Annotated in this window: 25 protein-coding genes; 23 read left to right on the plus strand and 2 right to left on the minus strand. The window is 73.6% G+C overall.

Translation table 11 applies throughout. The features are described from left to right. Position 1 precedes the first annotated feature (1 nt). From ACGGAQ_RS10020 to ACGGAQ_RS10070, 11 genes are all read left to right on the plus strand, one after another. Entirely contained in the window at positions 2-553 is a 552-nt protein-coding gene (locus ACGGAQ_RS10020; protein WP_393046598.1) for an acyltransferase, read from the plus strand. Next, positions 546-2144, plus strand: coding sequence for a lipopolysaccharide biosynthesis protein (locus ACGGAQ_RS10025; protein WP_393046600.1), 1599 nt, complete (start codon positions 546-548; stop codon positions 2142-2144). Before ACGGAQ_RS10020 ends, ACGGAQ_RS10025 begins: the two co-directional genes overlap by 8 nt. 2 nt (positions 2145-2146) lie before the next feature. Beyond that, positions 2147-3508 (plus strand): O-antigen ligase family protein, encoded by a 1362-nt coding sequence (locus tag ACGGAQ_RS10030; protein ID WP_393046603.1) that lies wholly within the window; start codon positions 2147-2149, stop codon positions 3506-3508. Further along, complete coding sequence (locus ACGGAQ_RS10035; protein WP_393046606.1) at positions 3505-5130, plus strand: lipopolysaccharide biosynthesis protein; 1626 nt, start codon at positions 3505-3507, stop codon at positions 5128-5130. The genes ACGGAQ_RS10030 and ACGGAQ_RS10035 overlap by 4 nt, the downstream gene beginning before the upstream one ends. 8 nt (positions 5131-5138) lie before the next feature. Beyond that, positions 5139-6041: a sulfotransferase domain-containing protein gene (locus ACGGAQ_RS10040; RefSeq protein ID WP_355067124.1), complete on the plus strand. Its 903-nt coding sequence runs from the start codon at positions 5139-5141 to the stop codon at positions 6039-6041. Continuing rightward, positions 6038-7300 (plus strand): hypothetical protein, encoded by a 1263-nt coding sequence (locus ACGGAQ_RS10045; RefSeq protein ID WP_393046610.1) that lies wholly within the window; start codon positions 6038-6040, stop codon positions 7298-7300. Before ACGGAQ_RS10040 ends, ACGGAQ_RS10045 begins: the two co-directional genes overlap by 4 nt. Before the next feature lie 215 nt (positions 7301-7515). Further along, positions 7516-7992, plus strand: coding sequence for a UDP-N-acetylglucosamine--LPS N-acetylglucosamine transferase (locus ACGGAQ_RS10050; protein ID WP_354863194.1), 477 nt, complete (start codon positions 7516-7518; stop codon positions 7990-7992). Further along, complete coding sequence (locus ACGGAQ_RS10055; RefSeq protein WP_393046613.1) at positions 7989-8651, plus strand: glycosyltransferase; 663 nt, start codon at positions 7989-7991, stop codon at positions 8649-8651. The genes ACGGAQ_RS10050 and ACGGAQ_RS10055 overlap by 4 nt, the downstream gene beginning before the upstream one ends. Continuing rightward, positions 8648-9568, plus strand: coding sequence for a glycosyltransferase family 2 protein (locus ACGGAQ_RS10060; RefSeq protein ID WP_393046616.1), 921 nt, complete (start codon positions 8648-8650; stop codon positions 9566-9568). The genes ACGGAQ_RS10055 and ACGGAQ_RS10060 overlap by 4 nt, the downstream gene beginning before the upstream one ends. Positions 9569-9671: 103 nt before the next feature. After that, positions 9672-10850 (plus strand): chorismate synthase, encoded by a 1179-nt coding sequence (aroC, locus tag ACGGAQ_RS10065; protein ID WP_393046619.1) that lies wholly within the window; start codon positions 9672-9674, stop codon positions 10848-10850. Then, the gene (locus tag ACGGAQ_RS10070; RefSeq protein ID WP_393046622.1) at positions 10850-11353 is read left to right on the plus strand and encodes a shikimate kinase; all 504 of its coding nucleotides are present in this window, start codon (positions 10850-10852) and stop codon (positions 11351-11353) included. Before aroC ends, ACGGAQ_RS10070 begins: the two co-directional genes overlap by 1 nt. Positions 11354-11422: 69 nt before the next feature. Here ACGGAQ_RS10070 and ACGGAQ_RS10075 read toward each other — a convergent pair whose 3' ends face one another. Beyond that, on the minus strand, positions 11423-12151 hold the full coding sequence (locus ACGGAQ_RS10075) for an alpha/beta fold hydrolase (protein ID WP_393046625.1): 729 nt from the start codon (positions 12149-12151) through the stop codon (positions 11423-11425). Between the two features lie 79 nt (positions 12152-12230). Here ACGGAQ_RS10075 and ACGGAQ_RS10080 point away from each other — a divergent pair, with 79 nt between their 5' ends. The 5 genes from ACGGAQ_RS10080 to nusB all read left to right on the plus strand — a co-directional run bounded on the left by ACGGAQ_RS10080 (position 12231) and on the right by nusB (position 15819). After that, positions 12231-13229 carry a helix-turn-helix transcriptional regulator gene (locus ACGGAQ_RS10080; RefSeq protein WP_393046628.1) on the plus strand — a complete coding sequence of 333 codons (999 nt, stop codon included), beginning with the start codon at positions 12231-12233 and terminating at the stop codon, positions 13227-13229. Between the two features lie 10 nt (positions 13230-13239). After that, the gene (aroB, locus tag ACGGAQ_RS10085; protein WP_393046631.1) at positions 13240-14319 is read left to right on the plus strand and encodes a 3-dehydroquinate synthase; all 1080 of its coding nucleotides are present in this window, start codon (positions 13240-13242) and stop codon (positions 14317-14319) included. Continuing rightward, positions 14316-14765: a type II 3-dehydroquinate dehydratase gene (gene aroQ, locus ACGGAQ_RS10090; RefSeq protein WP_387260709.1), complete on the plus strand. Its 450-nt coding sequence runs from the start codon at positions 14316-14318 to the stop codon at positions 14763-14765. Before aroB ends, aroQ begins: the two co-directional genes overlap by 4 nt. A gap of 62 nt (positions 14766-14827) precedes the next feature. Beyond that, positions 14828-15385: an elongation factor P gene (gene efp, locus ACGGAQ_RS10095; protein ID WP_007458344.1), complete on the plus strand. Its 558-nt coding sequence runs from the start codon at positions 14828-14830 to the stop codon at positions 15383-15385. Positions 15386-15408: 23 nt separating this feature from the next. Continuing rightward, positions 15409-15819 (plus strand): transcription antitermination factor NusB, encoded by a 411-nt coding sequence (gene nusB / locus ACGGAQ_RS10100; protein ID WP_193376622.1) that lies wholly within the window; start codon positions 15409-15411, stop codon positions 15817-15819. A gap of 74 nt (positions 15820-15893) precedes the next feature. Here nusB and ACGGAQ_RS10105 read toward each other — a convergent pair whose 3' ends face one another. Further along, positions 15894-16382 (minus strand): transcriptional regulator, encoded by a 489-nt coding sequence (locus ACGGAQ_RS10105; protein ID WP_007458348.1) that lies wholly within the window; start codon positions 16380-16382, stop codon positions 15894-15896. A gap of 289 nt (positions 16383-16671) precedes the next feature. Between ACGGAQ_RS10105 and pyrR the strand changes: the two genes are divergently transcribed. From pyrR to ACGGAQ_RS10140, 7 genes are all read left to right on the plus strand, one after another. Beyond that, the gene (pyrR, locus tag ACGGAQ_RS10110; protein ID WP_393046638.1) at positions 16672-17256 is read left to right on the plus strand and encodes a bifunctional pyr operon transcriptional regulator/uracil phosphoribosyltransferase PyrR; all 585 of its coding nucleotides are present in this window, start codon (positions 16672-16674) and stop codon (positions 17254-17256) included. After that, entirely contained in the window at positions 17253-18179 is a 927-nt protein-coding gene (locus ACGGAQ_RS10115; protein WP_007458351.1) for an aspartate carbamoyltransferase catalytic subunit, read from the plus strand. Before pyrR ends, ACGGAQ_RS10115 begins: the two co-directional genes overlap by 4 nt. Beyond that, positions 18176-19453, plus strand: a complete 1278-nt coding sequence (locus ACGGAQ_RS10120) for a dihydroorotase (protein ID WP_393046641.1) — start codon at positions 18176-18178, stop codon at positions 19451-19453. Before ACGGAQ_RS10115 ends, ACGGAQ_RS10120 begins: the two co-directional genes overlap by 4 nt. A gap of 55 nt (positions 19454-19508) precedes the next feature. Next, the gene (carA, locus tag ACGGAQ_RS10125) at positions 19509-20672 is read left to right on the plus strand and encodes a glutamine-hydrolyzing carbamoyl-phosphate synthase small subunit (RefSeq protein WP_393046644.1); all 1164 of its coding nucleotides are present in this window, start codon (positions 19509-19511) and stop codon (positions 20670-20672) included. Beyond that, positions 20665-24012, plus strand: a complete 3348-nt coding sequence (carB, locus tag ACGGAQ_RS10130; RefSeq protein ID WP_393046646.1) for a carbamoyl-phosphate synthase large subunit — start codon at positions 20665-20667, stop codon at positions 24010-24012. The genes carA and carB overlap by 8 nt, the downstream gene beginning before the upstream one ends. Continuing rightward, complete coding sequence (locus ACGGAQ_RS10135) at positions 24009-25067, plus strand: quinone-dependent dihydroorotate dehydrogenase (RefSeq protein WP_393046649.1); 1059 nt, start codon at positions 24009-24011, stop codon at positions 25065-25067. Before carB ends, ACGGAQ_RS10135 begins: the two co-directional genes overlap by 4 nt. Before the next feature lie 153 nt (positions 25068-25220). Further along, positions 25221-26495 (plus strand): adenosylmethionine--8-amino-7-oxononanoate transaminase, encoded by a 1275-nt coding sequence (locus ACGGAQ_RS10140; RefSeq protein ID WP_393046652.1) that lies wholly within the window; start codon positions 25221-25223, stop codon positions 26493-26495. The last annotated feature ends 64 nt before the right edge of the window (positions 26496-26559 follow it).

A 26559-nucleotide genomic window follows, 5' to 3' on the forward strand; every position in this document is an offset into this window, starting at 1 on the left:
GTTGGTCGGCGCCGCTGGCATCCGCGCGAAACGCGTCGTGCACCTGGTCTTCGCGCTCAAACGCGCGTGGTACAGGCTGCGCTACCGCCGGCTCACGCTCGGCCGGGACGTGGAGATTCGAGGGCGGATCCGGCTGCGCCGGGGCGTACGGGTCAGCATCGGCGACCGGAGCCGACTCAACAAACTGGTCCGTTTCGCCGGCCCCGGCGAGGTGCGCGTCGGCGCCGACTGTCTGCTCAACGCCACCTGGATCGGCACCTGGACGTCGGTGACGGTGGGAGACCGGTGCCTCCTGTCCGACTGCGAACTCCTCGACAACGACTTTCACAACCTGCCGCCCGGAGAGCGGCACGCCCCGCCCGGCCCGGCCACACGCGCCCCGATCGTCCTCGAGGACAACGTGTGGATCGGCGCGCACGCCCTGGTCCTCAAGGGGGTCCGGGTCGGCCGGAACAGCGTCGTGGGCGCCGCGACGGTGGTGCGTGCGGACGTGCCACCGGGCGTCGTCGTCGTCGGCAATCCTCAACAGACGGTGAAGAAGTTCCATGACTGACCCGACGCCCGCCTCCTGGCCGACGGACGGCTCGTCCGCCGGCACCGCCCGTGCCGTCACGCTCACCGACCTGCTGCGGGTGCCGATGCACCGGCTGCGGCTGGTGGTCGCGGTGGCCCTGCTCGGCCTGCTCGCCGCCCTCGGCTACGTGCTGCTCGTCCCGGCGGCGGTGACCGCGAGCGCTGTGGTGGCGGTCCGCCCGGTGGTCACCGACGCCTTCACCCCCAGCGGTGCGGGCGCCGACCGCGCCGTCAACATGAACGTGGAGAGCGGTCTCGCCACCGGCACCCAGGTGGTCCAACGTCTCGCCGACGCCGCCGGCGGCGACCCGCGCGAGATCCGCAACGCCCTTGAGGTCGAGGTCCCCACCGGCGGGCAGATCCTGCGCTTCAGCTACCAGGCGCCCGACGCGCAGCGGGCGGTGCAGGGCGCCAACCTCGCCGCGCAGGCGTACCTCGACGTGCGGCGCACCATGTACGAGCAGCAGCGCGCCGAGATGCTGCGCTCCTACGACGCCAGCATCACCAAGGTCGCCGCCCAGCAGGTCGCCGTCCAGAAGCGGGTGAGCAGCGCCAAGGGCACCGCCGCCGGCGACGCCGCGCTTGCCGAACTGTCCGGCATCAACAACCAGCTCACCCAGCTCAACGCCGCCCGTACCGAGATCGCCGCGGTCGACGTCAACCCCGGCTGGGTCACCCAGACCGCCGAGCGGGCACTGGCCACCTCCGCCGGGCACCGGCCGCTCTACCTGGTCGCCGGCCTGCTCGGCGGCGCGCTGATCGGCGTCGTGCTGGCGTACGCCTGGGAGTCGACCGACCGGCGGGTCCGCTCGGTCAACGACGGTCGGGACGCCAGCGGCCTGCCGCTGCTCGGCACGGTGCGGCGGCCGGCTTTTCGGGGCAGCCCTCGGGCCGTCGACGCGGACATCCGCTACGTGGCGATGGCGGTCGCCGAGCGGGTCCGCCAACCGGCCCGGGTCGCGCTGGTCACCGCCCGCGAAGACGCCACGGCACTCACCGCCGGGCTGGCCGTGGCGCTCGCCGCCGACGGCCGGGAGGTCTTCGTCGCCGACGACAGCGGACGCGTCGAGCGCCTGCGCGCCGCAGTCCTCGCCGACCGCGGGCGGCTGCCCGTCGATCCGTCCCGGCCGCTGGTGCCCAAGCCCCGCCCGGCCGGCGCTCCGAGCCCGGCCGGCGCCAACGCGGAGGGCCCGGCGCCTCGGCGGCCCTCCCCGCACCCGCCCGGCGCCCGTCCGTCCACCGACCCGGACGCCACGCTGACCCTGCCCCGGGTGGCGTCCGGCCACGCCGAGAACGGCCGGCCGACGTCGGCGGACGAGGTGACCGTGGGGGTGGGCAGCGTCCGCTTCGGCACCTGGCGGCAGGGCGCGGACCACGGGCTGGTGCTGTTCAACGCCCCACCGGCGGAGTCCGACGAGCGTGGCGTGGCGGTGGCCCGGCAGGGCAGCGCCGTGGTGGTCATCGAGCGGGACCGCACCCGGCAGAGTGACCTGCGGCGGCTCGTCGAGCGGCTGCGCGCCGCCGGGGTCACCCCGCTGGGCTTCGTGCTCACCCGCAACGGCCGGGTCTGACCGTGTCGCTCACCCGCGCCCCGGCGACCGAGCCGCCACCCGGCGACGCCGCCGCCCCCCTCGGGCCGGCGCCCCCGCCCCCGCCGCCCGCCCGGCTGCCGCTCTGGCCGCTGGCGCTGATGTTCGGGCTGGTGCCGCTCTGGTGGTCGCTCGGGGCCTTCTACCTGGGCTGGCCGCTGCTGGGCGCGCTGCTGCTCGCGTTGCTGCTCGCCCGGGGGCGGGTGCCGCTGCCGCCGGCCGCCGGCAGTTGGCTGCTGTTCCTGGCCATCGTGGTCGTCAGCGCCACCCGACTGTCCTCGCCGGCCTCGCTGCTGACGTTCGCCCTGCGGTTGGCCTTCTACCTGACCGCGCTGGTGGTCGGGGTCTACGTCTACGCCGCCGCTCGGGAACGCGCCGACCTGGTGGCGGTGCTCACCCCGCTCTGCGCGTTCTGGTTCGCGCTCGTGGTGCTGGGCTGGCTCGGGGTGCTGGTGCCCCGGCTGGGGATGACCACACCGATGGAGGTGCTGCTGCCCGGCGGCGTGGCCCGTACCCCCTTCATTCGGGACATGGTGCACCTGAGGACCGCGGAGTACAGCGAGCGCTCGCTCAACCCGATCTACCGGCCGGCCGCGCCGTTCTCGTACACCAACAACTACGGCAGCGCGTACGCCATGACCCTGCCCTGTGTGGTGGCGTACACCATGCTGCGCCGTCGGGGTTTGCTGCGCTGGGTGCTGCTGGCGTCGCTGCCGCTGTCGCTGGCGCCGGCGTTCCTCACGCTGAATCGGGCGATGTTCCTCAGCCTGGGCGCCGGGCTCGCGGTGCTCGGGGTGCGGGCCAGCATGCGCGGCAACGTCCGGGTCGCCGCGTCCATCGTCGGCGTGGTCGTGATCGGCGCGCTGGCCACCCTGGTCATCCCGATCACCGACCTGATCAGCCAGCGGGTCGAAACCAGTGACACCAACACGGACCGCCTGTCGCTCTACACGGAGGTGATCCGCCGCGTGCAGGATTCGCCGTTGCTGGGCTACGGCGCTCCGGTGAACGTGGACACGGTCTCCGCGGCCGCGCCGATCGGCACCCAGGGGCAGCTGTGGATGGTGCTGTTCAGCCACGGCGTACCGGCGCTTGTGTGTTTTCTGGCCTGGTTCGTCGCCGCCGCGGTGATCTGCGCGCGGGCGACCTCGGCGGCCGGGCAGTGGCTGGCGGTGGTGCCGGTGGTCTGCCTCGTGCAGGTCCCGTTCTACGGCATGGCCAACCAGAACCTGTCGGTCGCGTTCTTCGCGGTCGCCTTCGCCATGGCGCTCGCCGAACGGGAACGGCTGGCGAGCGCGCAGCGCCAACGCCCGCCGCGCCCGCCGGGTCCGGCGGTGCCGGCATGACCGCCGCCACCCGGCCGCCGGCCGGCGTCGGCCCCGACGGCCCGCACCGCTCGGGCGCGGGCGCCGCCGGCGCGGTCGACATCGGCGCGGCGGAGACGCGCCGCAGCGCCCGCAGCGGCGTGGCCGGGCTGCTCGGCGCCGCCACCAGCGGACTGTTCGGCTTCGTGCTGGCCGTGGTGATCACCCGGGGCTACGGAACGGCCGGCGCGGGCGCGTTCTTCGCCGCCATCGGCGTGGTCACCGTGGCCACCGCGGTCTGCACGCTGGGCGCGGAGACCGGTCTGATGTGGGCGCTGCCCCGGCGTCGTCTCGGAGTCCGGGGGGACGCGGCCCGGGTGCTTCCGGTGGCGCTGATCCCCCCGCTGCTGGCCGGGCTCGTGGTCGCCGGCGTCGGAGCGCTGAGCGCCGACGCGCTCGCCCCCCGACTGCTGCGGGGCTCCGGCGACGGCGGCGACGCGTTGCTGACGCTCACCTTCGCCGCCGTGCCGGTGGTGGTGGCGATGACCCTGCTGCTGGCCGCGCTGCGCTGCGTACGACCCATCCGCGCGTACGTCGGCGTGCAGTTCCTCCTGCTGCCGGTGGCCCGCCCGGCGCTGGTCGGCGCGGCCGCGCTGGCCGGCGGCGGCCTGCTCGCCGGAATGACCGGCTGGCTGGTGCCGGCGGCGCTGGCGCTGCTGGCCTGCCTGTCCCTGGTGGCCGGCCCGCTCGGCCTCGGTCGGGGCGCGGCGCTGCGACCGGGCCGGGCCGACTGGTCGACGTTCTGGCGTTTCGCGCTGCCCCGGGCCGCCTCGGCGGCCATCGACGCGGGCAGCATGTGGGTGGGGGTGCTGCTGACGTCGGTGCTGGCCGGGCCGGCCGACGCGGGCGTGTTCGGCGCGGTCGGCCGGTACGTGCTGGCCGGCCAGCTCGCCATGCAGGGGTTGCGGGTGGCGGTGTCACCGCAGCTGTCCCGGCTGCTGGGGCGTGGTGAGCGGGCCGCCGCGGCGGCCGTGCACCGGCAGTTGACCACCTGGGGGTTGGTGCTGTCCTGGCCGGTGTACCTGCTGCTCGCGGTGTTCGCGCTCGCGTTCCTGCAACTGTTCGGCCCGGAGTTCACCGCCGGCGTGCCGGCGATGACGGTGCTCGCGCTGGCGATGCTGGTGAACACCGGCGTGGGCAACGTGCAGAGCCTGCTGCTGATGGGCGGGCGCAGCGGGCTGCACCTGATGTCCACTCTGGCCGGGCTCACCGTGACCGTCTCGCTCGGGCTCTGGCTGATTCCCGGGCACGGCGCGACGGGCGCCGCGCTCGCCTGGGCCGCCGGCATCGCCACCGAGAACCTCACCGCCGCCGCGTTCGCCCGTGCGGTGGTCGCCGAGCCGCTTGTCGACGCCGCGACGCTGCGCGCGGCGGCGGCCACCCTCGGCGGTGTGGGCCTCGCGGCGGGGATCGGCGTGCTGGCCGGGGGCCGCGGCCTGCCGGGCCTGGCGGTGTCGCTGGGCGTGCTGCTGGCCGGTTGCGTCGGCTTGTTGACGTTGCCCCGGGTGCGCGCCGGCATCCGGGTGACCATGAGGCAGATCCGTGGATCCGACGACGCGGCCACGGCCGCCGGGGTCGGCCCGGAATCGACGAGAGGCAGGTGAGGGCCATCGTGGCGTCCATCCGCGACCGGGTCAAGCAGTTGGTGCCGACCCAGGTGACCACCCGGGTGAAAGAGTCCCTGGTCGACTACGGGGTGCGCACCAGTGATCGGCGACCCCTGCCGGACTTCCTGATCATCGGCACCAAGCGGGGCGGCACCACCTCGCTGTGGAACTACCTCATCCAGCACCCCCTGGTGCCCCGGCTCTTTCCCGCGTGGAACACCAAGTCGGCGCACTACTTCGAGGAGCACTGGGGTCGGGGCGAGGCGTGGTACCGCTCGCACTTCCCGACCGAGCGGCAGCGCGAGGCCCTCGCGAAGCGGCACGGCGGGCCGGTCCGGGTCGGCGAGGCCGCCCCGCTCTACATGTTCCACCCGCTCGCCGCGCAGCGGGTCGCCGCTCTGCTGCCGACCGTGAAGCTGATCGTGCTGCTGCGCGACCCGGTCGAGCGGGCGTACTCGCACTGGAAGGAGCGCCGCACCCACGGCATTGAGCCGCTGGACTTCGCCGCCGCGCTGGCCGCCGAGCCGGAGCGCACCGCGGGGGAGCGGGAGCGGCTCATCGCCGAGCCGGAGGCGTTCAGCGAGGCGTACGACTGGTACACGTACCGGGCCCGGGGGCGTTACCTGGAGCACCTGGAACCGTGGCTGGAACGCTTCGACTCCGAGCAGATTCTCTTCCTGCCCAGCGAGGACCTGTACCGCGACTCCCGCGCCACCTACCGGCGCACCCTCGACTTCCTCGGGCTGCCCCCGTACGACCTGCCGAACTTCAAGGTCTACAACGACCGGCGCTCCGCGCCGCTGGAGCCGGCGGTCCGCGCCGAGCTGACCGACTACTACCGCCCGTACAACGACGCGCTGCGCGAGCGGCTCGGGTTGGACCTCGACTGGGCGGACCGGGCGGCGTGACGACCGGGGTCACCCCGGCCACCGATCCCCGGTCCCGGGTGGACGGGCTGGGCTGGGTGAGCCGCGCGGTGTTCCCGGACGACCGGGTCGGCCTGACGGTGGGTGGCGCGCTGCCGGCCGGGCATCGGGCGGTGGCCCGATACGCGGTGGTGCCGTCGGTGGCCCGGGCCCGGTTCCTCGTGCCGCTGGGCGCACCCCGCGCCGGCGCGGCGTCGTTGCTGGCGTACAACGCGTTGCGGCCGCCGAAGGTGCGGGCGCTGCGGGCCGCGCTCGGTGGGCTGGCCCGGTTCGGTGGGGCGGGTCTGGCGCCGTTTCCGACGTTGACGGTCTCGGTGCCGGTGGGGGCGCCCGTGACCGAGCTGCTGCTGACCGAGCGGCTCGCCGCCGCGCTGGGCGGTACGCCGCTGCTGGCCGCGTGCGGTGTCCGTCCGCCGGACCCGAACGTCAAACCCACCCTGCAACTGTTCACCGTCGACGGTCGTCCGCGCGGCTACGCGAAGATCGGCTGGAACGACGCCACCCGGGCGCTGGTCACCGCCGAGGCCAGCGCGCTGCGGGCGTTGCGCGCGGTGACCGGCGTCGTCGACCATCCGGTGCCGCCGGGGCTGCTCACCGAGACGGCGTGGGCCGGCCAGGCGGTCGCGGTGATCGAACCGCTGCCACCGGACGTACGCGGCCTACCGGCCGACGACCCGCCCCGGATCGCGGCGTTGCTCGCGGTCGCCCGCCGCGGGGCACCGGCCAGGGCGCCACGACCGCTGGCCTCCTCGACGTTCCTGACCCGGTTGGTCGCCCAGGCCGAGCGGGCCGCCGCGGCCGGGCCGGCCGGGGCGCGGGCGGTCGCCGCGGTCGCCGCGCTGGCCCGTCGGCACGGCGAGACGGCCGTCGAGTTCGGCCACTGGCACGGCGACTGGGTGCCGTGGAACCTGGGCACGCACGACGGCCGGCTGGTGGCCTGGGACTGGGAGCACAGTGGTCCGGACGTGCCGGTCGGCTTCGACCTGGCGCACGACGCCTTCCAGCGTTCGCTGGTGCTGCGCGCCGAACCGGCCGCGGTGGCCGCCGTGGCGGTGGACGGGCAACTGGGCCGGCATGGTGCACGGCTCGGCCTGGGCCCGGCGCAGTGCCGGCTGGTGGCCGACGCGTACCTGCTGGAGATGTGGCTGCGGACGTGGCGGCTGGCGGACGCCGGTGCCGGGTGGAACGACGCGCTGCATCCCGCTCTGTTGGACGTCATCGAGAAACGACATAGCGACTGAACTGGAGACAGCGCGACGCCGGGTGCGCGTCGTAGAGTGACCACATAATTGCAGGTCGTGATGACGGTCGATGGGCTGCGGGGCCGGCAGCGGCTCTGACCACGCCCAGTGGAGATCGTCGCCTCGTCCGGTCGCGCTATTCAACGACCGGGAAACCTGTGATCTGCTTCTGCCTGGCGTGAATCGGAATTCCAAGCGAACTTGTGGGGAGTCGCATGGACACGAACAACGACGATGAGCCGCCGGTGTTGCTGCTGGTGGGATCCAGCGGCGGCCACCTGGCCCAACTACTTGCCCTGCGGCCCTGGTACGAACGGTGGCGGCGCTGCTGGGTCACCTTCGACACCCCGGAGGCGGTGTCGCTGCTGGCCGGCGAGGATCTGGTGCCGGCGCACCACCCGACCACCCGCAACGTGCCGAACCTGCTGCGCAACGCGCGACTGGCCTGGCGGGTGCTGCGGGGCCGGCGGGTCGCCGCCGTGGTCACCACCGGCGCCGGGGTGGCCGTGCCGTTCGTGGTGCTGGCCCGCCTGCGTCGCATCCCGACCGTCTACATCGAGGTGTACGACCGGATCGACACCCCGACGCTGACCGCCCGGCTCTGCCGGCCGTTTTTGTCCGCGATGCTCGTGCAGTGGGACGAGCAGCGCCGGCAGTACCCGGAGGCCACCGTCGTCGGGACCCTGCTGTGAGCGGGGAGACGGGCACGGCCCGCCGCGACACCGTCGCCGACTCGTCCCGGCTGCCGCGCCAGCGCGACACCACCGACGTCGAGCAGACCCGGCTGCTCGTCGCGGTCGGCACCGACAAGCACCCCTTCGACCGGCTCGTGGACTGGTTGACGCAGTGGCACGCGCAGGCCGGCCCGGTCGGGTTGACCCTGCAGCACGGCCACACCACGGCGCCGCCCCTGCCGGGCGCGGTGCCCTTCCTCGGTCACGACGCGCTGCAACAGGCGATGGCCGACGCGGACCTGGTGGTGTGTCACGGCGGCCCGGCGACGATCCTGGAGGCCCGCCGGCACGGGCACCTGCCCATCGTGGTGCCCCGCGACCCGTCGCGCGGTGAGCACGTCGACGACCACCAGCAGCTCTTCGCGCGTCGGCTCGGCGCGGCCGGGCTGGTGGCGCTCTGCGAGACCCGGGAGGCGCTGCACGACGCGCTCGCCGCCGGGCAGGCCGACCCGTCCCGGTACGCGGTGGCCGCCGACCCGGCGGCGCACGAGGCCCGGCGCGCGGCCGTCGCCCGGGTGGGGCAGATCGTGGATGACCTGGTGGCCCGGTCGGCCAGGCGCCGACCCCGCTGGCGGAGAGGGCCGCGACCTGGCCAGGGTGCGGAGGAGACCCGATGACCGGACAGCCGAGCGTCAGCGTGGTGGTGCCCACCCGGGACCGCCCCGAGCTGCTGCGCGCCGCCCTCGCGGCGATCCTCGCCCAGGAGTACCCGGGCCGGATCGAGGCGGTCGTCGTGTTCGACCAGTCGACGCCCGACGAGTCGCTGACGGCCCTGGCCGGGCCGGACCGGGCGGTGCGGGTCATCGGCAACGGGCGCGCGCCGGGGCTGGCCGGGGCGCGCAACAGCGGCACCCTCGCCGCCGAAGGTGAGCTGATCGCCTTCTGCGACGACGACGACGAGTGGCTGCCGGGCAAGCTGGCCGCCCAGGTCGACGCCCTGGCCGCCGACCCGGCGGCCGAGTTCGTCTGCTGCGGCATCCGCGTCAGCTACGACGGGAACACCGTCGACCGGGTGCTCGACAAGGACCGGATCACCCTCGACGACCTCCTGCGGGACCGGTTGACCGAGCTGCACCCGTCCACCTTCCTGATCCGCGCGACGGCGCTGCGCGAGGGCTTCGGCCTGGTCGACGAGGAGATTCCGGGCAGTTACGCGGAGGACTACGAATTTCTGCTGCGGGCCGCCCGCAGCGCGCCGCTGATCAACCTGCCGACGCCGTCGGTGCTGGTGCGCTGGCACAAGCGCTCGTACTTCGCGCAGCGCTGGGACACCATCTCCGAGGCGTTGCAGTGGCTGCTGCTGCGCTACCCGGAGTTCGCCACCCAGCCGGCCGGTGCGGCCCGCGTCGCCGGGCAGATCGCGTTCGCCCAGGCCGCCTCCGGTGATCGCCGGGGCGCGCTGCGCTGGGCGCGACGCACCCTGCGCAGCAATCCCCGCGAGCCGCGCGCCTACCTGGCGCTCGCGGTCGCCGGTCGGGTGGTCCGGGCCGACGCGGTGCTGCGCACCCTGCACAAACGCGGCCGGGGCATCTGATCCGTCGCGCGGAGCCGCCCTGCGGACGGTCCCGGCCGTCCGCAGGGCGGGACGAGGCGGGCAGCGCGACGCGCCCGTCGCGCGCCGTGACAGACTGACCGCTGTGTTGCGCTGGCTGACTGCAGGTGAATCGCACGGTCCCGCCCTCGTCGCGCTGATGGAGGGGGTGCCGGCCGGCATCGAGGTGACCACCACCGAGATCGCGGGCGAGCTCGCCCGCCGTCGGCTGGGCTACGGCCGTGGCGCCCGGATGTCGTTCGAGCAGGACGAGGTCGAGGTGATCGGCGGGCTGCGGCACGGCGTGACCCTGGGCAGTCCGGTGGCGATCCGGGTGGCCAACTCCGAGTGGCCGAAGTGGCGCACGGTGATGGCCGCCGATCCCGTCGACCCCGACGAGCTGGCCCGGCAGGCCCGCAACGCGCCGCTGACCCGCCCCCGGCCCGGCCACGCCGACCTGGCCGGCATGCAGAAGTACGGCCACCACGACGCCCGGCCCATCCTGGAGCGCGCCAGCGCCCGGGAGACCGCCGCGCGGGTGGCCGTCGGCGCCGTCGCCAAGGCGCTGATCCGGCAGGCCCTGGGCATCGAGATCGTCTCGCACGTCGTCGAGCTGGGGCCGGTGGCCGCGAAGCCCGGGCTGCGCCCGACCCCGTCCGACGCCGACCGCATCGACGCCGACCCGCTGCGCTGCCTCGACCCGGAGGCCAGCGCCCTGATGGTCGCCGAGGTGGACGCCGCGAAGAAGGCCGCCGACACCCTCGGCGGCGTGGTGGAGGTGCTGGCGTACGGGGTGCCGCCGGGTCTGGGCAGTCATGTGCAGTGGGACCGCAAACTCGACGCCCGGTTGGCCACGGCGCTGATGTCGATCCAGGCGATCAAGGGGGTGGAGATCGGCGACGGGTGGCAGCAGGCCCGCTCCCGCGGCTCCGAGGCGCACGACGAGATCATCCCGTCGGCCACCGGCGTCCGCCGCGTCACCGACCGGGCCGGCGGGCTGGAGGGCGGCATCACCACCGGCGAGCCGCTGCGGGTGCGCGCCGCCATGAAGCCGATCTCCTCGCTGAACCGTGCGCTGGCCACCGTGGATGTCGTCACGGGCGAGCCGGCGACCGCCATCAACCAGCGCTCCGACGTCTGCGCGGTGCCCGCCGCCGCGGTCGTCGCCGAGGCGATGGTGGCGCTCGTGCTGGCGGAGGCGGCCACCGAGAAGTTCGGCGGCGACTCGGTCGCCGAGATCCGCCGCAACGTCGCCGGCTACCTCGACGCGTTGGTCATCCGCTGATGGCGCCGGTCGTCGTCCTGGTCGGGGTGCCCGGCTGCGGCAAGACCACCGTGGGGCAGGCGCTCGCCGCCGCCCTCGGCGTGGAGTTCCGAGACACCGACGCCGACATCGAGCGGTTGGCCGGCAAGAGCATCCCGGAGATCTTCATCGACGAGGGTGAGGACCACTTCCGGGCCCTGGAGCGGGCCGCCGTGGCGGCGGCGCTCGCCGCCGGCACCGGTGTGCTCGCCCTCGGCGGCGGCGCCGTGCTGGCCGAGGAGACCCGGGCGGCCCTGGTGGGGCATCGGGTCGTGCACCTCTCGGTGGAGCTGCCCGACGCGGTGAAGCGGGTCGGGCTCGGCGCGGGCCGGCCGCTGCTGGCGATCAATCCGCGCGCCACCCTCAAGCACCTGATGGATCAGCGCCGGCCGCTCTACGCCGAGGTGGCCACCGAGACGGTGATCACCGACGGCCGGACCCCGGCGGCGGTCGTCGCCGAGATCGCCGCCCTGCTTCCGCGCTGACGCCGGACCGCCGGGGACCGGCCCCCCGGGCGGCGGTCGGTGCGTTCGCCGCCCGGTGCGGGCCTCCGCTCAGGTGCGAGCGACCAGGTCGAGGACGTCGGCCAGCCCCTTCGGCTCGCTGAGCATCGGCCAGTGCCCGGTGGGCAGTTCGTGCAGTTGGCCGTCGGCCAGGCCGGTGAAGAACGGGTGCCCCTCGTCGATCATCTGCCGCACCACCGCCAGCGGGAAGGTGCTCGCCACCAGCGCGGTCGGCGCCGGGCGGCCACCCGTGCGGCGTACCGGATCGGTCGCCGTGCGCAGGGGCTGCGCGGTGGAGCGCTCGCGCAGGAGGGACAGCGTCGGCTCGTCCAGGCCGGCCAGGTTGGTCGGGTCGGCCGCCGGGTCCCAGGCCGGCGGTGGCAGCAGGTGCCCGTCGCCGATCGCCGCGCGCAGCCGCTGCTGCTCCGGCGGCGGCACCGTGTCGAACTGCGCCGTGCCGTCCGGCAGCGGGCCGCTCTCCACGTAGACCACCCGGGCGATGCGGTCCGGGATGAGGTCGGCCGCCTGGGCCACCGGCATGCCGCCGCCCGAGTGCCCGACCAGCAGGACGTCGCGCAGATCCTCGACCTCGATCAGCCGGACGATATCGGTGGTGTGCGTCTGCAGGGTCACCTGCGGCCCGGCGAGGTGGTGGCGCTCGGCCACCCCGGTCAGCGTCATCGGGTGGACGTCGTGGCCCTGCGCGCGCAGCAGGCCGGTCACCTCCCGCCACGCCCAGGCGCCCAACCAGAACCCGGGCACCAGTACGAACGTCGCCATCTGTCACTCCTTCTCTCGGTTACCGACCGACCGTAGGATCGAAACCGGACAGATTCCGCCCGGTTTGAAGGAGTGGCCCGTGTCTCATCCCGCCGGTCGGGTGCTGGCCCTGCTCGAGCTGCTCCAGGCCCGGCACCGGGCGACGGCTGGCGAGCTCGCCAGCCGGCTCGGTGTGGACGAACGGACGGTGCGCCGCTACGCGGCCACCCTGGTCGAGCTGGGCATCCCGGTGCTCGCCGACCGGGGCCGGCACGGCGGCTACCGACTGCATCCCGGGTTCAAGCTGCCGCCGCTGATGCTCACCGACGACGAGGCGGTGGCCGTGCTGCTCGGCCTGGTCGTCGCCGAACGGGTCGGGCTGGCCACCGAGCTGCCGGCCACGGCGACCGCGCTGGCGAAGATCCGCCGGGTGCTGCCGGCGGCGCTCGCCGACCGGCTGACCGCCGTGCAGGAGCACCTCGGCTTCACCCTGCGGCGGCCCGAGCCCCAGGCGCGACCGGCGTCGGGCACCCTGCTGGCCCTGGCCGCGGCCGCCCGGCACCGGCAGCGGGTGAGCCTGGACTACCGCTCGTGGCGCGGTGAGCTGTCGCATCGTGACCTCGACCCGTACGGGCTGGTCTTCCACGCCGGCCGCTGGTACGTCACCGGCCACGACCACCGGCGCGGAGAGGTGCGCACGTTCCGACTGGACCGGATCGGCGCCGTGACGCCCGGCGCGGCGACGTTCACGGTGCCGGACGGCTTCGACGCGGTGGCGTGGCTGACCCGGTCGCTGGCGGGCGTGCCCTACCGGCACGAGGTCGAGGTGCTGCTGGAGACCGACCTGGTCGCCGCCCGGCGGCGCATCCCGGCCAGTGTGGCCGAGCTGACCGCCAGCGGCGACGGGGTGCTGCTGCGGGCCCGGGCGGAGAGCCTTCCCGGTATGGCGGCGCTGCTCGCCGGGCTGGGCTGCGCGTTCACCGTGCGCCACCCGGACGCGTTGCGTACCGCCGTGGCCGAGCACGCGCGCCGGCTGGCCGACTGGGCCGCCCGGCCAGCAGGTGGACAGACGCCGTCGCCACACCGTCCGCTGGACTAGGCTGCCGGCGATGGACGAGGTGACCCGGATTCCGGTCGGCGGCGAACGGCCGTACGACGTGCTGGTCGGGCGCGACCTGCTGGACGCGCTGCCCGGGCTGCTGCCCGGCGCGACCCGGGCGGCGGTGCTGCACACGCCCCCGCTCAAGGCCCTGGCCGACGCGATCGGCGAACGGCTGCGCGCGGCCGGCGTCGAGCCGCTGCCGATCGAGGTGCCCGACGCCGAGTCGGGCAAGCAGATCGAGGTGGCGGCCGCCTGCTGGGACCGGCTGGGCGCGGCCGGATTCACCCGTACCGACGCGGTGGTCGGCGTCGGCGGCGGCGCGGTGACCGACCTGGCCGGCTTCGTCGCGGCCTGCTGGCTGCGTGGCGTGCGCTGGGTGCCGGTGGCCACTTCGCTGCTGGGCATGGTGGACGCCGCCGTGGGCGGCAAGACCGGGATCAACACCGCCGCCGGCAAGAACCTGGTCGGCGCGTTCCACCCGCCGGTCGGCGTGCTGGCCGACCTGGCCACCCTGGACAGCCTGCCCGCCGTCGACCTGGCCGCCGGGCTGGCCGAGGTGGTCAAGTGCGGCTTCATCGCCGACCCGGTGATCCTGGATCTCGTCGAGCGTGACCCGGCGGCGGCCACCGACCCGCGCGGGCCGGTGACCCGGGAGCTGATCGAGCGGGCCATCCGGGTCAAGGCCGACGTGGTCGCCGGCGACCTGCGCGAGTCGGGCCTGCGGGAGGTGCTCAACTACGGCCACACCCTGGCCCACGCCATCGAGCAGGTCGAGGGTTACCGCTGGCGGCACGGCCACGCCGTGGCCGTGGGCCTGGTGTACGCCGCCACGCTGGCCCGGCTCGCCGGCCGGCTGGACGCGTCGACCGCCGATCGGCACCGCCGCACCCTGTCCGCGCTCGGCCTGCCGGTGAGCTACCCCGCCGACGCCTGGGAGCGGCTGCTGGCCGTGATGCGCGTGGACAAGAAGGCCCGGGGCAGCCGGTTACGGTTCGTGGTGCTGGACGCGCTGGCCCGCCCGGCGATGCTGGAAGGGCCGGACGACGCGCTGCTGGAGGCCGCCTACCGCGAGGTGAGCAACGCGTGAAGGTGTACGTGTTGAACGGGCCGAACCTGGGCCGCCTCGGCACCCGGGAGCCCGCCGTGTACGGCTCGACCAGCTATGCCGACCTGGTGACGCTCTGCGAGGCCACCGGCCGGGACCTGGGGCTCGACGTGACGGTCCGGCAGACCGACGCCGAGCACGAGCTGCTCGGCTGGCTGCACGCCGCCGCCGACGAGGGCGCCGCCGTGGTGCTCAACCCGGCCGCCTGGTCGCACTACTCTTACGCGGTGCGCGACGCCTGCGCCATGCTGCGCGGGCCGCTGGTGGAGGTGCACCTCTCCAACATCCACGCCCGCGAGGAGTTCCGGCACCACTCGGTGGTCTCGGCGGTGGCGACCGGGGTGATCTGCGGTCTCGGCATCGACGGCTACCGTCTCGCCCTGCACCATCTGGCCACCCGCGCAGGGGTCGTCCCGAGCGGGGACTGAGCGATTCGACGCAGCTAGTAGACTCCTAGGGTCTGTCCGCCAATTGATGATCAAGGCAGGAAATGGCCTCCACCAACGACCTCAAAAACGGCCTGGTACTCAACCTGGACGGCGAGCTCTGGGCCGTCGTCGAGTTCCAGCACGTCAAGCCCGGTAAGGGTGGCGCGTTCGTGCGCACCACGCTGAAGAACGTGCTGTCCGGGAAGGTGGTCGACAAGACCTTCAACGCGGGCACCAAGGTCGAAACCGCGACCGTGGACAAGCGCACGATGCAGTATTTGTACGCCGACGGCGAAGACTTCGTCTTCATGGATCTGGAGACCTTCGACCAGATCACCGTGCCCGGCGGCACCGTCGGCGAGGCAGCCAACTACCTGCTGCCCGAGGCGGAGGCGACCGTCGCCCAGCACGAGGGTGTGCCGCTCTACATCGAGCTGCCCACCAGCGTCGTGCTGGAGGTGACCTACACCGAGCCCGGCCTGCAGGGCGACCGTTCGACCGGCGGCACCAAGCCGGCGACCGTGGAGACCGGCGCCACCGTGCCGGTTCCGCTGTTCATCACCACCGGTGAGAAGATCAAGGTCGACACCCGCGACGGCCGTTACCTCGGCCGCGCCTGATGGCTGAGGGTCCCAAGCAGCAGATGCCGGCGCGCCGCAAGGCGCGCAAGCGGGCGCTGGACGTCCTCTACGAGGCCGACCTGCGGGATCGGCCGCCCGTCGAGGTCCTGGCCGGCTACCTCCAGCGCATCGAACAGCCCCGCCCGGAGCACCTGGGTTACGCGGTGGGTCTGATCGAGGGGGTCGCCGAGCACCTCAACCGCATCGACGAGCTGATCGCCAGCTACGCCGAGGGTTGGACGCTGGAGCGGATGCCGGTGGTCGATCGCAACCTGGCCCGGATCGCCGTCTACGAGTTGCTCTACGTCGACGAGATCGACGACGCGGTGGCGATCAGCGAGGCCGTCGAGTTGGCCCGGCAGATGTCCACCGACGATTCGCCGCGGTTCCTCAACGGCGTGCTCGGCCGCATCGCCGAGTACGCCACCCGCTGAGCGGCCGCGTACCCCGCACGACAAGAAGGGCCCGTGCCATCCGGCACGGGCCCTTCTTTCGGTGCAGCGACTGCTCAGGAGGCGAAGAACGCCCGGGGGTCGGCCACCAGCACGCCGTGCTCGGTGAGCCGCTCGATCAGACCCGACGGTGAGGCGTCGTAGACGATCGCGAGCGCCCGCAGGTCGTCGGCGCGGATGGAGAGCACCCGGCCGTTGTAGTCACCACGCTGCTGCTGGATGGCGCGGGCGTAGCGGGCGACGTAGGCCAGGTCCTCGGAGGCCTCGTCGTAGAGCCGCTCCAGGTCCAGAACGATCTTGCTGGTGGGCTCGTGCCGGACACCGCTGCCGTCCGGCAGCAGTTCCGAGACGGGAACACGGTAGAACTCGGCCAGCTCGGCCAGACGGGACACCGTCACGGCCCGGTCGCCACGCTCGTACGAGCCGACCACCACGGCCTTCCACCGCCCGTTCGACTTCTCCTCCACACCCTGCAGGGAGAGGCCCTGCTGCTGGCGGATGGAGCGCAGGCGTGCGCCCAGAGATTTGGCGTATTCAGAGGGCATTCGGACACTCCCAGTGCTGCTCGGGGTTCTCCCGTCGATCGCTACGGAGCGTGACGGTACGGGGAATGCGACACGTGGTCAAGTGGTCGTGACCTTACCGTTGGGGAGCAGCGAGGGAGTTATCCCCATTTCGTCGGCCTGATCCGGTGGTCAGCGGCCGCCGTCCGTCGGCCCGGTGACCACTGGTAACGTGGCGTGAAGCCCCGGTCGGGTTCGCTCGCGCTCGCCGGCCGGAGGTGCCCGACATCCTTTAACGACCCGTCCCGTGAGGCGGGGAAGGAGGTCCGCCGTGGCATACCCACCGGCTGCCCGTTCGTCACCACCGCGACAACCCTCGGTGAAGGTGATCCTCGCCAGCGCCGACGTGCAGCGCGTGGTCGACCGCATCGCCCACCAGATCCTGGAGAAGACCCAGGGCGCCGCCGACACCGTGCTGCTCGGGATTCCCACCCGGGGTGCGCCCCTCGCGCGGCGGCTCGCCTCCCGGATCAGCACCTTCGAGGACGTCGTCGTTCCGGTCGGTGTGCTCGACATCACCCTCTACCGCGACGACCTGCGCCGGCACGCCACCCGCGCGATAGGCCCGACCCAGGTGCCCAGCGGCGGCATCGACGGCAAGCGGGTGATCCTCGTCGACGACGTGCTCTTTTCCGGGCGTACCGTGCGCGCCGCGCTCGACGCGCTCAACGACGTGGGCCGCCCGGCGTCGGTCCAGCTCGCCGTCCTGGTGGACCGCGGCCACCGCGAGTTGCCGATCCGCGCCGACTACGTCGGCAAGAACATCCCGACGGCGCTCGCCGAGAGCGTCAAGGTGACGCTCGCCGAGACCGACGGCGCCGACGAGGTCAAGTTGTACGGGGGAGCCAACTCATGATCAGGCACCTGCTCTCCGGCGCGGACCTGGACGCCGACACCGCCACCGAGATCCTGGACACCGCCGCCGAGATGGCCACGGTCGCGGGCCGCGAGATCAAGAAGCTGCCCGCGCTGCGTGGCCGGACGGTAGTCAACCTCTTCTACGAGGACTCCACCCGCACCCGGATCTCGTTCGAGGCGGCGGCGAAGCGGCTCAGCGCCGACGTGATCAACTTTTCTGCGAAGGGGTCCAGCGTCGCCAAGGGCGAGAGCCTCAAGGACACCGCGCTGACCCTGCAGGCCATGGGCGCCGACGCGGTGGTCGTGCGGCACCCCGCCTCCGGCGCCCCGCACCGGCTCGCCAACTGGGTGGACGGGTCGGTGGTCAACGCCGGCGACGGCACCCACGAGCACCCCACCCAGGCGCTGCTCGACGCGTACACCATGCGGGCCCGGCTGGGCCGGCTGGCCGGCCTGTCGGTCGCGGTGGTCGGCGACGTGCTGCACTCCCGGGTGGCCCGCTCCAACGTCCTGCTGCTGTCCACCCTCGGCGCGAAGGTCACCCTGGTCGGTCCGCCCACCCTCATCCCCGTCGACATCGCCGGCGCGCTCGCCCCGGGCACCGACGTGTCCTACGACCTCGACGCCGTGCTGCCCGACGTCGACGTGGTGATGATGCTGCGGGTGCAGCGGGAGCGGATGAAGGACTCCTACTTCCCCTCCGCGCGCGAGTACTCCCGCCGTTACGGGCTGGACGGCCCGCGGATGCGCCGCCTGCCCGAGCACGCGATCGTCATGCACCCGGGCCCGATGAACCGGGGGATGGAGATCACCCCCGAGGTGGCCGACTCACCCCGCTCCACCATCGTCGAACAGGTCACCAACGGGGTCTCCGTGCGGATGGCTGTTCTGTACCTGCTGCTCGGAGGGAACAACCGGTGACCGCGTACCTCATCACCAGCGTGAGCATCGTCGGCGCCGCGCCGACCGACCTGCTGATCCGCGACGGCGTCGTCGCCGAGGTCGGTGCGGGGCTGTCCGCGCCGGACGCCGTGGTGGTCGACGGCGCCGGGCTGGTCGCCCTGCCGGGCCTGGTCGACCTGCACACCCACCTGCGCGAGCCCGGCCGGGAGGACGCCGAGACCGTCGAGTCCGGGTCCCGGGCGGCGGCGCTGGGCGGCTACACGGCGGTCTGCGCGATGGCGAACACCTCGCCGGTCGCGGACACCGCCGGCGTCGTCGAGCAGGTCTGGCGGCTCGGCCGGGAGGCCGCTCTGGTCGACGTGCAGCCGGTCGGCGCGGTCACCGTCGGGCTGGCCGGCGAGCGCCTGGCCGAGCTGGGCGCCATGGCCGACTCCGCGGCCCGGGTGCGGATCTTCTCCGACGACGGGCACTGCGTCGCCGACCCGTTGCTGATGCGCCGGGCCCTGGAGTACGTCAAGGCGTTCGACGGGATCATCGCCCAGCACGCCGAGGAGCCCCGCCTCACCGAGGGCGCCCAGATGCACGAGGGTGAGGTCTCCACCCGGCTGGGGCTGATCGGCTGGCCGGCGGTCGCCGAGGAGGCGATCATCGCCCGGGACGTGCTGCTGGCCGAGCACGTGGGCAGCCGTCTGCACGTCTGCCACGTCTCCACCGCCGGCAGCGTCGAGGTGCTGCGCCAGGCCAAGGCCCGTGGCGTACGCGTCACCGCCGAGGTCACCCCGCACCACCTGCTGCTCACCGACGAGCGCGCGGCGACCTACGACCCGGTCTTCAAGGTGAACCCGCCGCTGCGTACGGCCGCGGACATCACCGCCCTGCGGTCCGCGCTCGCCGACGGCGTCATCGACGTCATCGCCACCGACCACGCCCCGCACGCCGTGGAGGACAAGGAGTGCGAGTGGGCGTACGCCCGGCCGGGGATGCTCGGCCTGGAGACGGCCCTGTCCATCGCGCTCGACGTGCTCGGCCCCGAGTGGGACCTGATCGCCGAGCGGATGTCGCGCACCCCCGCCCGGATCGCGGGGCTGACCGGGCACGGCGTCGACCCGGCGCCCGGTGTGCCGGCCAACCTGACCCTGATCGACCCGGCCGCCCGCCGCACCATCGAGCCGGCGGAACTGGCCAGTCGCAGTCGCAACACCCCGTACGCCCGCATGACGCTGCCGGGTCGCATCGTGGCGACCTTCCTGCGCGGCGAGCCGACGGTCCTGGACGGAAAGGCAGTTCGGTGAGCGCGAGGAATGCAGCGAAGCGGAGTCCCGCAGTCGCGAACGAAAGGCCGGCACAGTGACCCGTAGACGTTCCGCGATCCTCGTCCTCGAGGACGGGCGCACGTTCCCCGGCGAGGCGTACGGCAGCGTCGGTGAGACCTTCGGCGAGGCGGTCTTCAACACCGGGATGACCGGTTACCAGGAGACGCTTACCGATCCGTCCTACCACCGGCAGGTGGTGGTGCAGACCGCGCCACACATCGGCAACACCGGCGTCAACGGCGAGGACGACGAGTCCGGCCGGATCTGGGTGGCCGGCTACGTCGTCCGCGACCCGGCCCGGATCGGCTCGAACTGGCGGGCCACCGGCAGCCTGGAGGACCGGCTCGCCACCGAGGGCGTGGTGGGCATCAGCGGCGTGGACACCCGGGCGTTGACCCGGCACCTGCGCGAGCGGGGCGCCATGCGGGTGGGCATCTCCAGCGTCGAGAAGGACCCGCAGAGCCTGCTGGCCCGGGTCCGCCAGTCACCGCAGATGGTCGGCGCGGACCTGTCCGCCGAGGTGACCACCGCGCAGCCGTACGTCGTCGAGGCGGTCGGCGAGCACCGGTTCACCGTGGCGGCGCTGGACCTGGGCATCAAGCGCAACGTGCCGCGGCGGCTGGCCGCGCGCGGGGTGACCACCCACGTGCTGCCGGCCTCGTCGGGCATCGAGGACCTGCTGGCCACCGGCGCCGACGCGATCTTCCTGTCGCCCGGCCCCGGCGACCCGGCGACGGCCGACGGCCCGGTGGCGCTGGCCCGGGAGGCGCTGCGGCGCCAGGTGCCGCTCTTCGGCATCTGCTTCGGCAGCCAGATCCTCGGCCGGGCGCTCGGCTTCGGCACCTACAAGCTGGGCTACGGCCACCGGGGGATCAACCAGCCGGTGCTCGACCGGGCCACCGGCAAGGTGGAGGTGACCAGCCACAACCACGGCTTCGCGGTCCGGGTGCCCGGTGCGGGGTCGGGCGCGGTCGTTCCCGACCAGGTGATCGACACCGACTTCGGCGGGGTGCGGGTGTCGCACGTCTGCCTCAATGACAACGTGGTCGAGGGGCTGCGGGCCGTGGACGTCCCCGCCTTCACCGTGCAGTACCACCCGGAGGCGGCAGCCGGCCCGCACGACGCCGACTACCTCTTCGACCGATTCGCGGAACTGATCGAGGGCCGGACCCACAGCAAGGGGCGTAGCAATGCCTAAGCGGACCGATCTCCAGCACATCCTCGTGATCGGCTCCGGGCCGATCGTCATCGGGCAGGCCTGCGAGTTCGACTACTCCGGCACGCAGGCGTGCCGGGTGCTGCGCAGCGAGGGCATCCGGGTCAGCCTGGTCAACTCCAACCCCGCCACGATCATGACGGACCCCGAGTTCGCCGACGCCACGTACGTCGAGCCGATCACCCCGGAGTTCGTCGAGCTGGTCATCGCCAAGGAGCGCCCGGACGCGATCCTGGCCACCCTCGGCGGGCAGACCGCGCTGAACACGGCCGTCGCCCTGCACGAGGCCGGCGTCCTGGACAAGTACGGCGTCGAGCTGATCGGCGCGAACATCGACGCCATCAACCGGGGCGAGGACCGCCAGCTGTTCAAGGAGATCGTGGCGAAGGCCGGCGTACGCCTGGGCGTCGACGACCCGGCCGCCCTGGTGCCCCGCTCCCGGGTGTGCCACTCCATGGACGAGGTCGAGGCGACCGTCGCCGAGTTGGGCCTGCCGGTGGTGATCCGGCCGTCGTTCACCATGGGTGGCCTGGGCTCCGGCATGGCGCACACCCCGGAGGACCTGGCCCGCATCGCCGGCGACGGCCTGACCGCCAGCCCGGTGCACGAGGTGCTCATCGAGGAGAGCGTGCTCGGCTGGAAGGAGTACGAGCTGGAGCTGATGCGCGACCGGCACGACAATGTGGTGGTCGTCTGCTCGATCGAGAACCTGGACCCGATGGGCGTGCACACCGGCGACAGCGTCACCGTGGCCCCGGCCATGACGCTCACCGACCGGGAGTACCAGCGCCTGCGCGACCTGGGCATCGCGGTGCTGCGCGAGGTCGGGGTGGACACCGGCGGCTGCAACATCCAGTTCGCGGTCAACCCGGTCGACGGCCGGATCGTCGTGATCGAGATGAACCCCCGGGTGTCGCGCTCCTCGGCGCTGGCGTCCAAGGCGACCGGCTTCCCGATCGCGAAGATCGCCGCGAAGCTGGCCATCGGCTACACGCTCGACGAGATCCCCAACGACATCACCCTGAAGACCCCGGCGGCGTTCGAGCCCACCCTCGACTACGTGGTGGTGAAGATCCCCCGGTTCGCGTTCGAGAAGTTCCCCGGCGCGGACCCGGAGCTGACCACCACCATGAAGTCGGTGGGCGAGGCGATGAGCCTCGGGCGCAACTTCACCGAGGCGCTGAACAAGGCGATGCGCTCGATGGAGACCAAATCAGCGGGTTTCTGGACGCAGCCCGACCCGACGGGCGCCACGCTCGAGGACACCCTCGCCGCGCTGCGCATCCCGCACGACGGCCGGCTCTACACGGTGGAGCGGGCGCTGCGCCTCGGCGCGTCGATCGCCGAGGTCGCCGAGGCGTCCGGCGGGATCGACCCCTGGTTCCTGGACCAGATCGCCGCGCTGATCGAGTTGCGCGCCGAGATCGTCGACGCGCCGGTGCTCGACGTCGAGCTGCTGCGTCGCGCCAAGCGGGCCGGCCTGTCCGACCGGCAGCTCGCCGCGCTGCGTCCGGAGCTGGCGGCCGAGGACGGCGTACGGACCCTGCGCCACCGCCTCGACGTGCGCCCGGTCTACAAGACCGTGGACACCTGCGCGGCCGAGTTCGAGGCCACCACGCCCTACCACTACTCCACCTACGACCTGGAGACCGAGGTCGTGCCGTCGGGCCGGCCGAAGGTGCTGATCCTGGGCTCCGGCCCGAACCGGATCGGGCAGGGCATCGAGTTCGACTACTCGTGCGTGCACGCGGTGCAGGCGCTGCGGTCGGCCGGCTACGAGACCGTGATGGTCAACTGCAACCCCGAGACAGTCTCCACCGACTACGACACCGCCGACCGGCTCTACTTCGAACCGCTGACCTTCGAGGACGTCCTGGAGGTCTGGCACGCGGAGGACTCCTCCGGCCGGGCCGCCGGCGGGCCGGGCGTGGTCGGCGTGGTCGTGCAGCTCGGCGGGCAGACCCCGCTGGGGTTGGCGCAGCGGCTCAAGAACGCCGGGGTGCCGATCGTCGGCACCTCCCCGGAGTCGATCCACCTGGCCGAGGAGCGGGGCGCGTTCGGCGCGGTGCTGGCCCGTGCCGGGCTGCGCGCGCCCGCGCACGGCATGGCCACGTCCTACGACGAGGCCAAGGCGATCGCCGACGAGATCGGCTACCCGGTGCTGGTCCGACCGTCGTACGTGCTGGGCGGGCGGGGCATGGAGATCGTCTACGACGACCCGACGCTGCGCGACTACATCGGTCGGGCCACCGACATCTCCGGCGACCACCCGGTGCTGGTGGACCGGTTCCTCGACGACGCCATCGAGATCGACGTGGACGCCCTGTGCGACGCCGACGGCGCGGTCTACATCGGTGGCGTGATGGAGCACATCGAGGAGGCCGGGATCCACTCCGGCGACTCGTCCTGCGCGCTGCCGCCGATCACCCTCGCGGGGTCGCACCTGGCCGAGGTCCGCCGCTACACCGAGGCGATCGCCCGCGGTGTCGGCGTGCGCGGTCTGCTCAACGTGCAGTACGCGCTCAAGGACGACGTGCTCTACGTCCTGGAGGCCAACCCGCGCGCGTCGCGGACCGTGCCGTTCGTCTCGAAGGCGACGGCCGTTCCGCTGGCCAAGGCGGCCGCCCGGATCGCGCTCGGCGCGACAATCGCCGAGCTGCGCGCCGAGGGCCTGCTCCCAGCGACGGGCGACGGCGGCACGATGCCCGCCGACGCGCCGATCGCGGTCAAGGAGGCGGTGCTGCCGTTCAAGCGCTTCCGGACCCGGGCCGGCAAGGGGATCGACTCGCTGCTCGGCCCGGAGATGAAGTCGACCGGCGAGGTGATGGGCATCGACACCAACTTCGGGCACGCCTTCGCCAAGAGCCAGTCCGCCGCGTACGGGTCGCTGCCGACCGCCGGGAAGATCTTCGTGTCGGTGGCCAACCGGGACAAGCGCGGCATGATCTTCCCGATCAAGCGGCTGGCCGACCTGGGCTTCGAGATCGTGGCGACCACCGGCACCGCCGAGGTGCTGCGCCGGCACGGCATCGCCTGCGAGCAGATCCGCAAGCACTACCAGGCGGGCGAGGGAGACGACGCGGTGTCGCTGATCCTCGGCGGCGACGTGGCTCTGGTGATCAACACGCCGCAGGGCTCGGGCGCCAGCGCCCGCTCGGACGGCTACGAGATCCGCAGCGCCGCCGTCACCGCCGACATCCCCTGCATCACCACCGTTCCGGGCGCGGCGGCGGCGGTCATGGGCATCGAGGCGCGCATCCGGGGCGACATGCAGGTGCGTCCCCTGCAGGACCTGCACGCCACCCTCCGGGCGGCCCAGTGACCCTGTTCGAGCGGGTCGTGCGGCCGGGGTTGTTCCGCCTCGGCGGCGGCGATGCCGAGGCCGCGCACGAGTGGACACTGCGGCGGTTGGCCGGGCTGTCGCGGCGTCCGGTGGCCCTCGCCGCCCTGCGGGCCCGCTACGCCGTCCAGGCGCCGCGCACGGTGTTCGGCGTGCGGTTCCCCAACCCGGTCGGGCTGGCCGCCGGCATGGACAAGGACGGCGCCGCGCTGGCGGCCTGGCCGGCGCTCGGCTTCGGCTTCGTCGAGGTCGGCACGGTGACGGCGCACGCCCAGCCGGGCAACCCCCGGCCACGGCTGTTCCGGCTGCCGGCCAGCGAGGCCGTGGTCAACCGGATGGGCTTCAACAACGCCGGGGCCGCCGCGCTGGCCGCCCGGCTGGACGCGCTGCCGCGCCCCATCGGGGTGCCGCTGGGGATCTCGCTGGGCAAGTCCAAGGTGACCCCGCTGGACGAGGCGGTCGAGGACTACTGCGCCTCGTACCGGGCGCTGCGCGGGCACGGCGACTACTTCGCGGTCAACGTGTCCTCGCCGAACACCCCGGGCCTGCGCTCCTTGCAGGACCGCGCGCATCTGGACGCCCTGCTGGCCGCACTGGTGGGGGAGAAGCCGGTCCTGGTCAAGATCGCACCGGATCTGACCGAGGCGGCGATCGCCGAGCTGCTGGAGGTGTGCCTGGCCCGCGGCGCCGCCGGGGTGATCGCCACCAACACCACCCTGGCCCGCGACGGTCTGGCCCCGGCCGACTCCGAACGCGGCGCCCAGGCCGGTGGCCTGTCCGGCCGGCCACTGACCGGCCGCGCCCGGGACGTGGTCGCGTTCGTCCATCGGGAGACCGCCGGCGCCCTGCCGATCATCGGCGTCGGCGGGGTGCTGGACCCGGACGACGCGGCGCGGATGGTCGACGCCGGCGCCGCCCTGGTGCAGCTCTACACCGGCTTCATCTACCGGGGGCCGGCCCTGGTCCGCGCCTCCGTCCGTGCCGCCGCCCGCGCGGCGGCCACAGCGGGGGCGCCGGACCCGGTCGCCGGGCGTTGACCGGCCCGGGTCCGGTGCGGACCCCGCCCCGCGCCGCGCCGGCTCTGCGGCGGGGGTTCCACCCCCTCCGCGAGGCCAAAGGATGAGAAGGAACGGCCCGACCGGCGGCCTGACCACCGCCGCCTGGCCCGCCGGGGCCTGGAAGGAGCACGCGTGACGCCCGAGGAGATCCTGGCCACCGACCGGGCGCACGTCTGGCACCCGTACGCCGCACTGCCACCGGCGAATCCGCCGTACGTGGTGCGGAGCGCCGAGGGCGTACGGCTGACCCTGGCCGACGGCCGGGAGCTGGTGGACGGCATGTCGTCCTGGTGGGCGGCGATCCACGGCTACCGGCACCCGGTGCTGGACGCCGCCGTGACCGACCAGCTCGGCCGGATGAGCCACGTGATGTTCGGCGGGCTCACCCACGAGCCCGCGGCGCAGCTCGCGCGGACCCTCGTCGAGCTGGCCCCGGAGGGTCTGGAGCAGGTGTTCCTGGCCGACTCCGGCTCGGTAAGCGTCGAGGTGGCGGCGAAGATGTGCCTGCAGTACCAGCGGGCCGTCGGGCGGCCACAGCGGCGCCGGCTGGCGACCTGGCGGGGTGGCTACCACGGCGACACGTTCCACCCGATGAGCGTCTGCGACCCGGAGGGCGGGATGCACCACCTCTGGGGCGACGTGCTGCCCCGGCAGATCTTCGCCCCGGTGCCGCCCGGCGGCTTCACCGACCCGCCCGACGAGGCGTACGTGGCGGCGCTGGTCGACACCGTCGAGCGGCACGCCGACGAGCTGGCCGCGGTGATCGTCGAGCCCGTCGTCCAGGGCGCCGGCGGGATGCGGTTCCACCATCCGGGTTACCTGCGGGTGCTGCGCGAGGTGACCCGCGCGCACGGGGTGCTGCTGATCTTCGACGAGATCGCGACCGGGTTCGGCCGTACCGGCGCGATGTTCGCCGCCGAGCACGCCGGGGTGGCCCCGGACGTGATGTGCGTGGGCAAGGCGCTCACCGGGGGCTACCTGACCCTGGCCGCGACGCTGTGCACCGCCCAGATCGCCCAGGGCATCTCCGCCGACGGCGTGCTGGCGCACGGGCCCACCTTCATGGGCAACCCGCTGGCCTGCGCGGTCGCCAACGCCTCCATCGGGCTGCTGCGGGCCGGGGACTGGGCGGCGCAGGTGTCCAGGGTCAGCGCCGGCCTGCGCGCCGGCCTGGAGCCGCTGCGCGCCGCCCCGGGCGTGGCCGATGTCCGGGTGCTCGGGGCGATCGGGGTGGTCCAGCTCGACCACGAGGTCGACCTCGGCGCGGCCACCGCGGCGGCCGTCGACCGGGGCGTCTGGCTGCGGCCGTTCCGCGACCTGATCTACACCATGCCGCCGTACGTCACCGACGACGCCGACCTGGCCCGCATCGCGGCCGGGGTGGCGGCGGCGGTGGCGGCCGGCTGAGCGGTCCCGGTCAACGAGTACGCACCGAGGCGGTCCGCCGCCCGGACGAGTAGAGGAGAAGCGC

The sequence above is a fragment of the Micromonospora sp. NPDC047557 genome (assembly GCF_043205095.1).
GTDB lineage: Bacteria > Actinomycetota > Actinomycetes > Mycobacteriales > Micromonosporaceae > Micromonospora.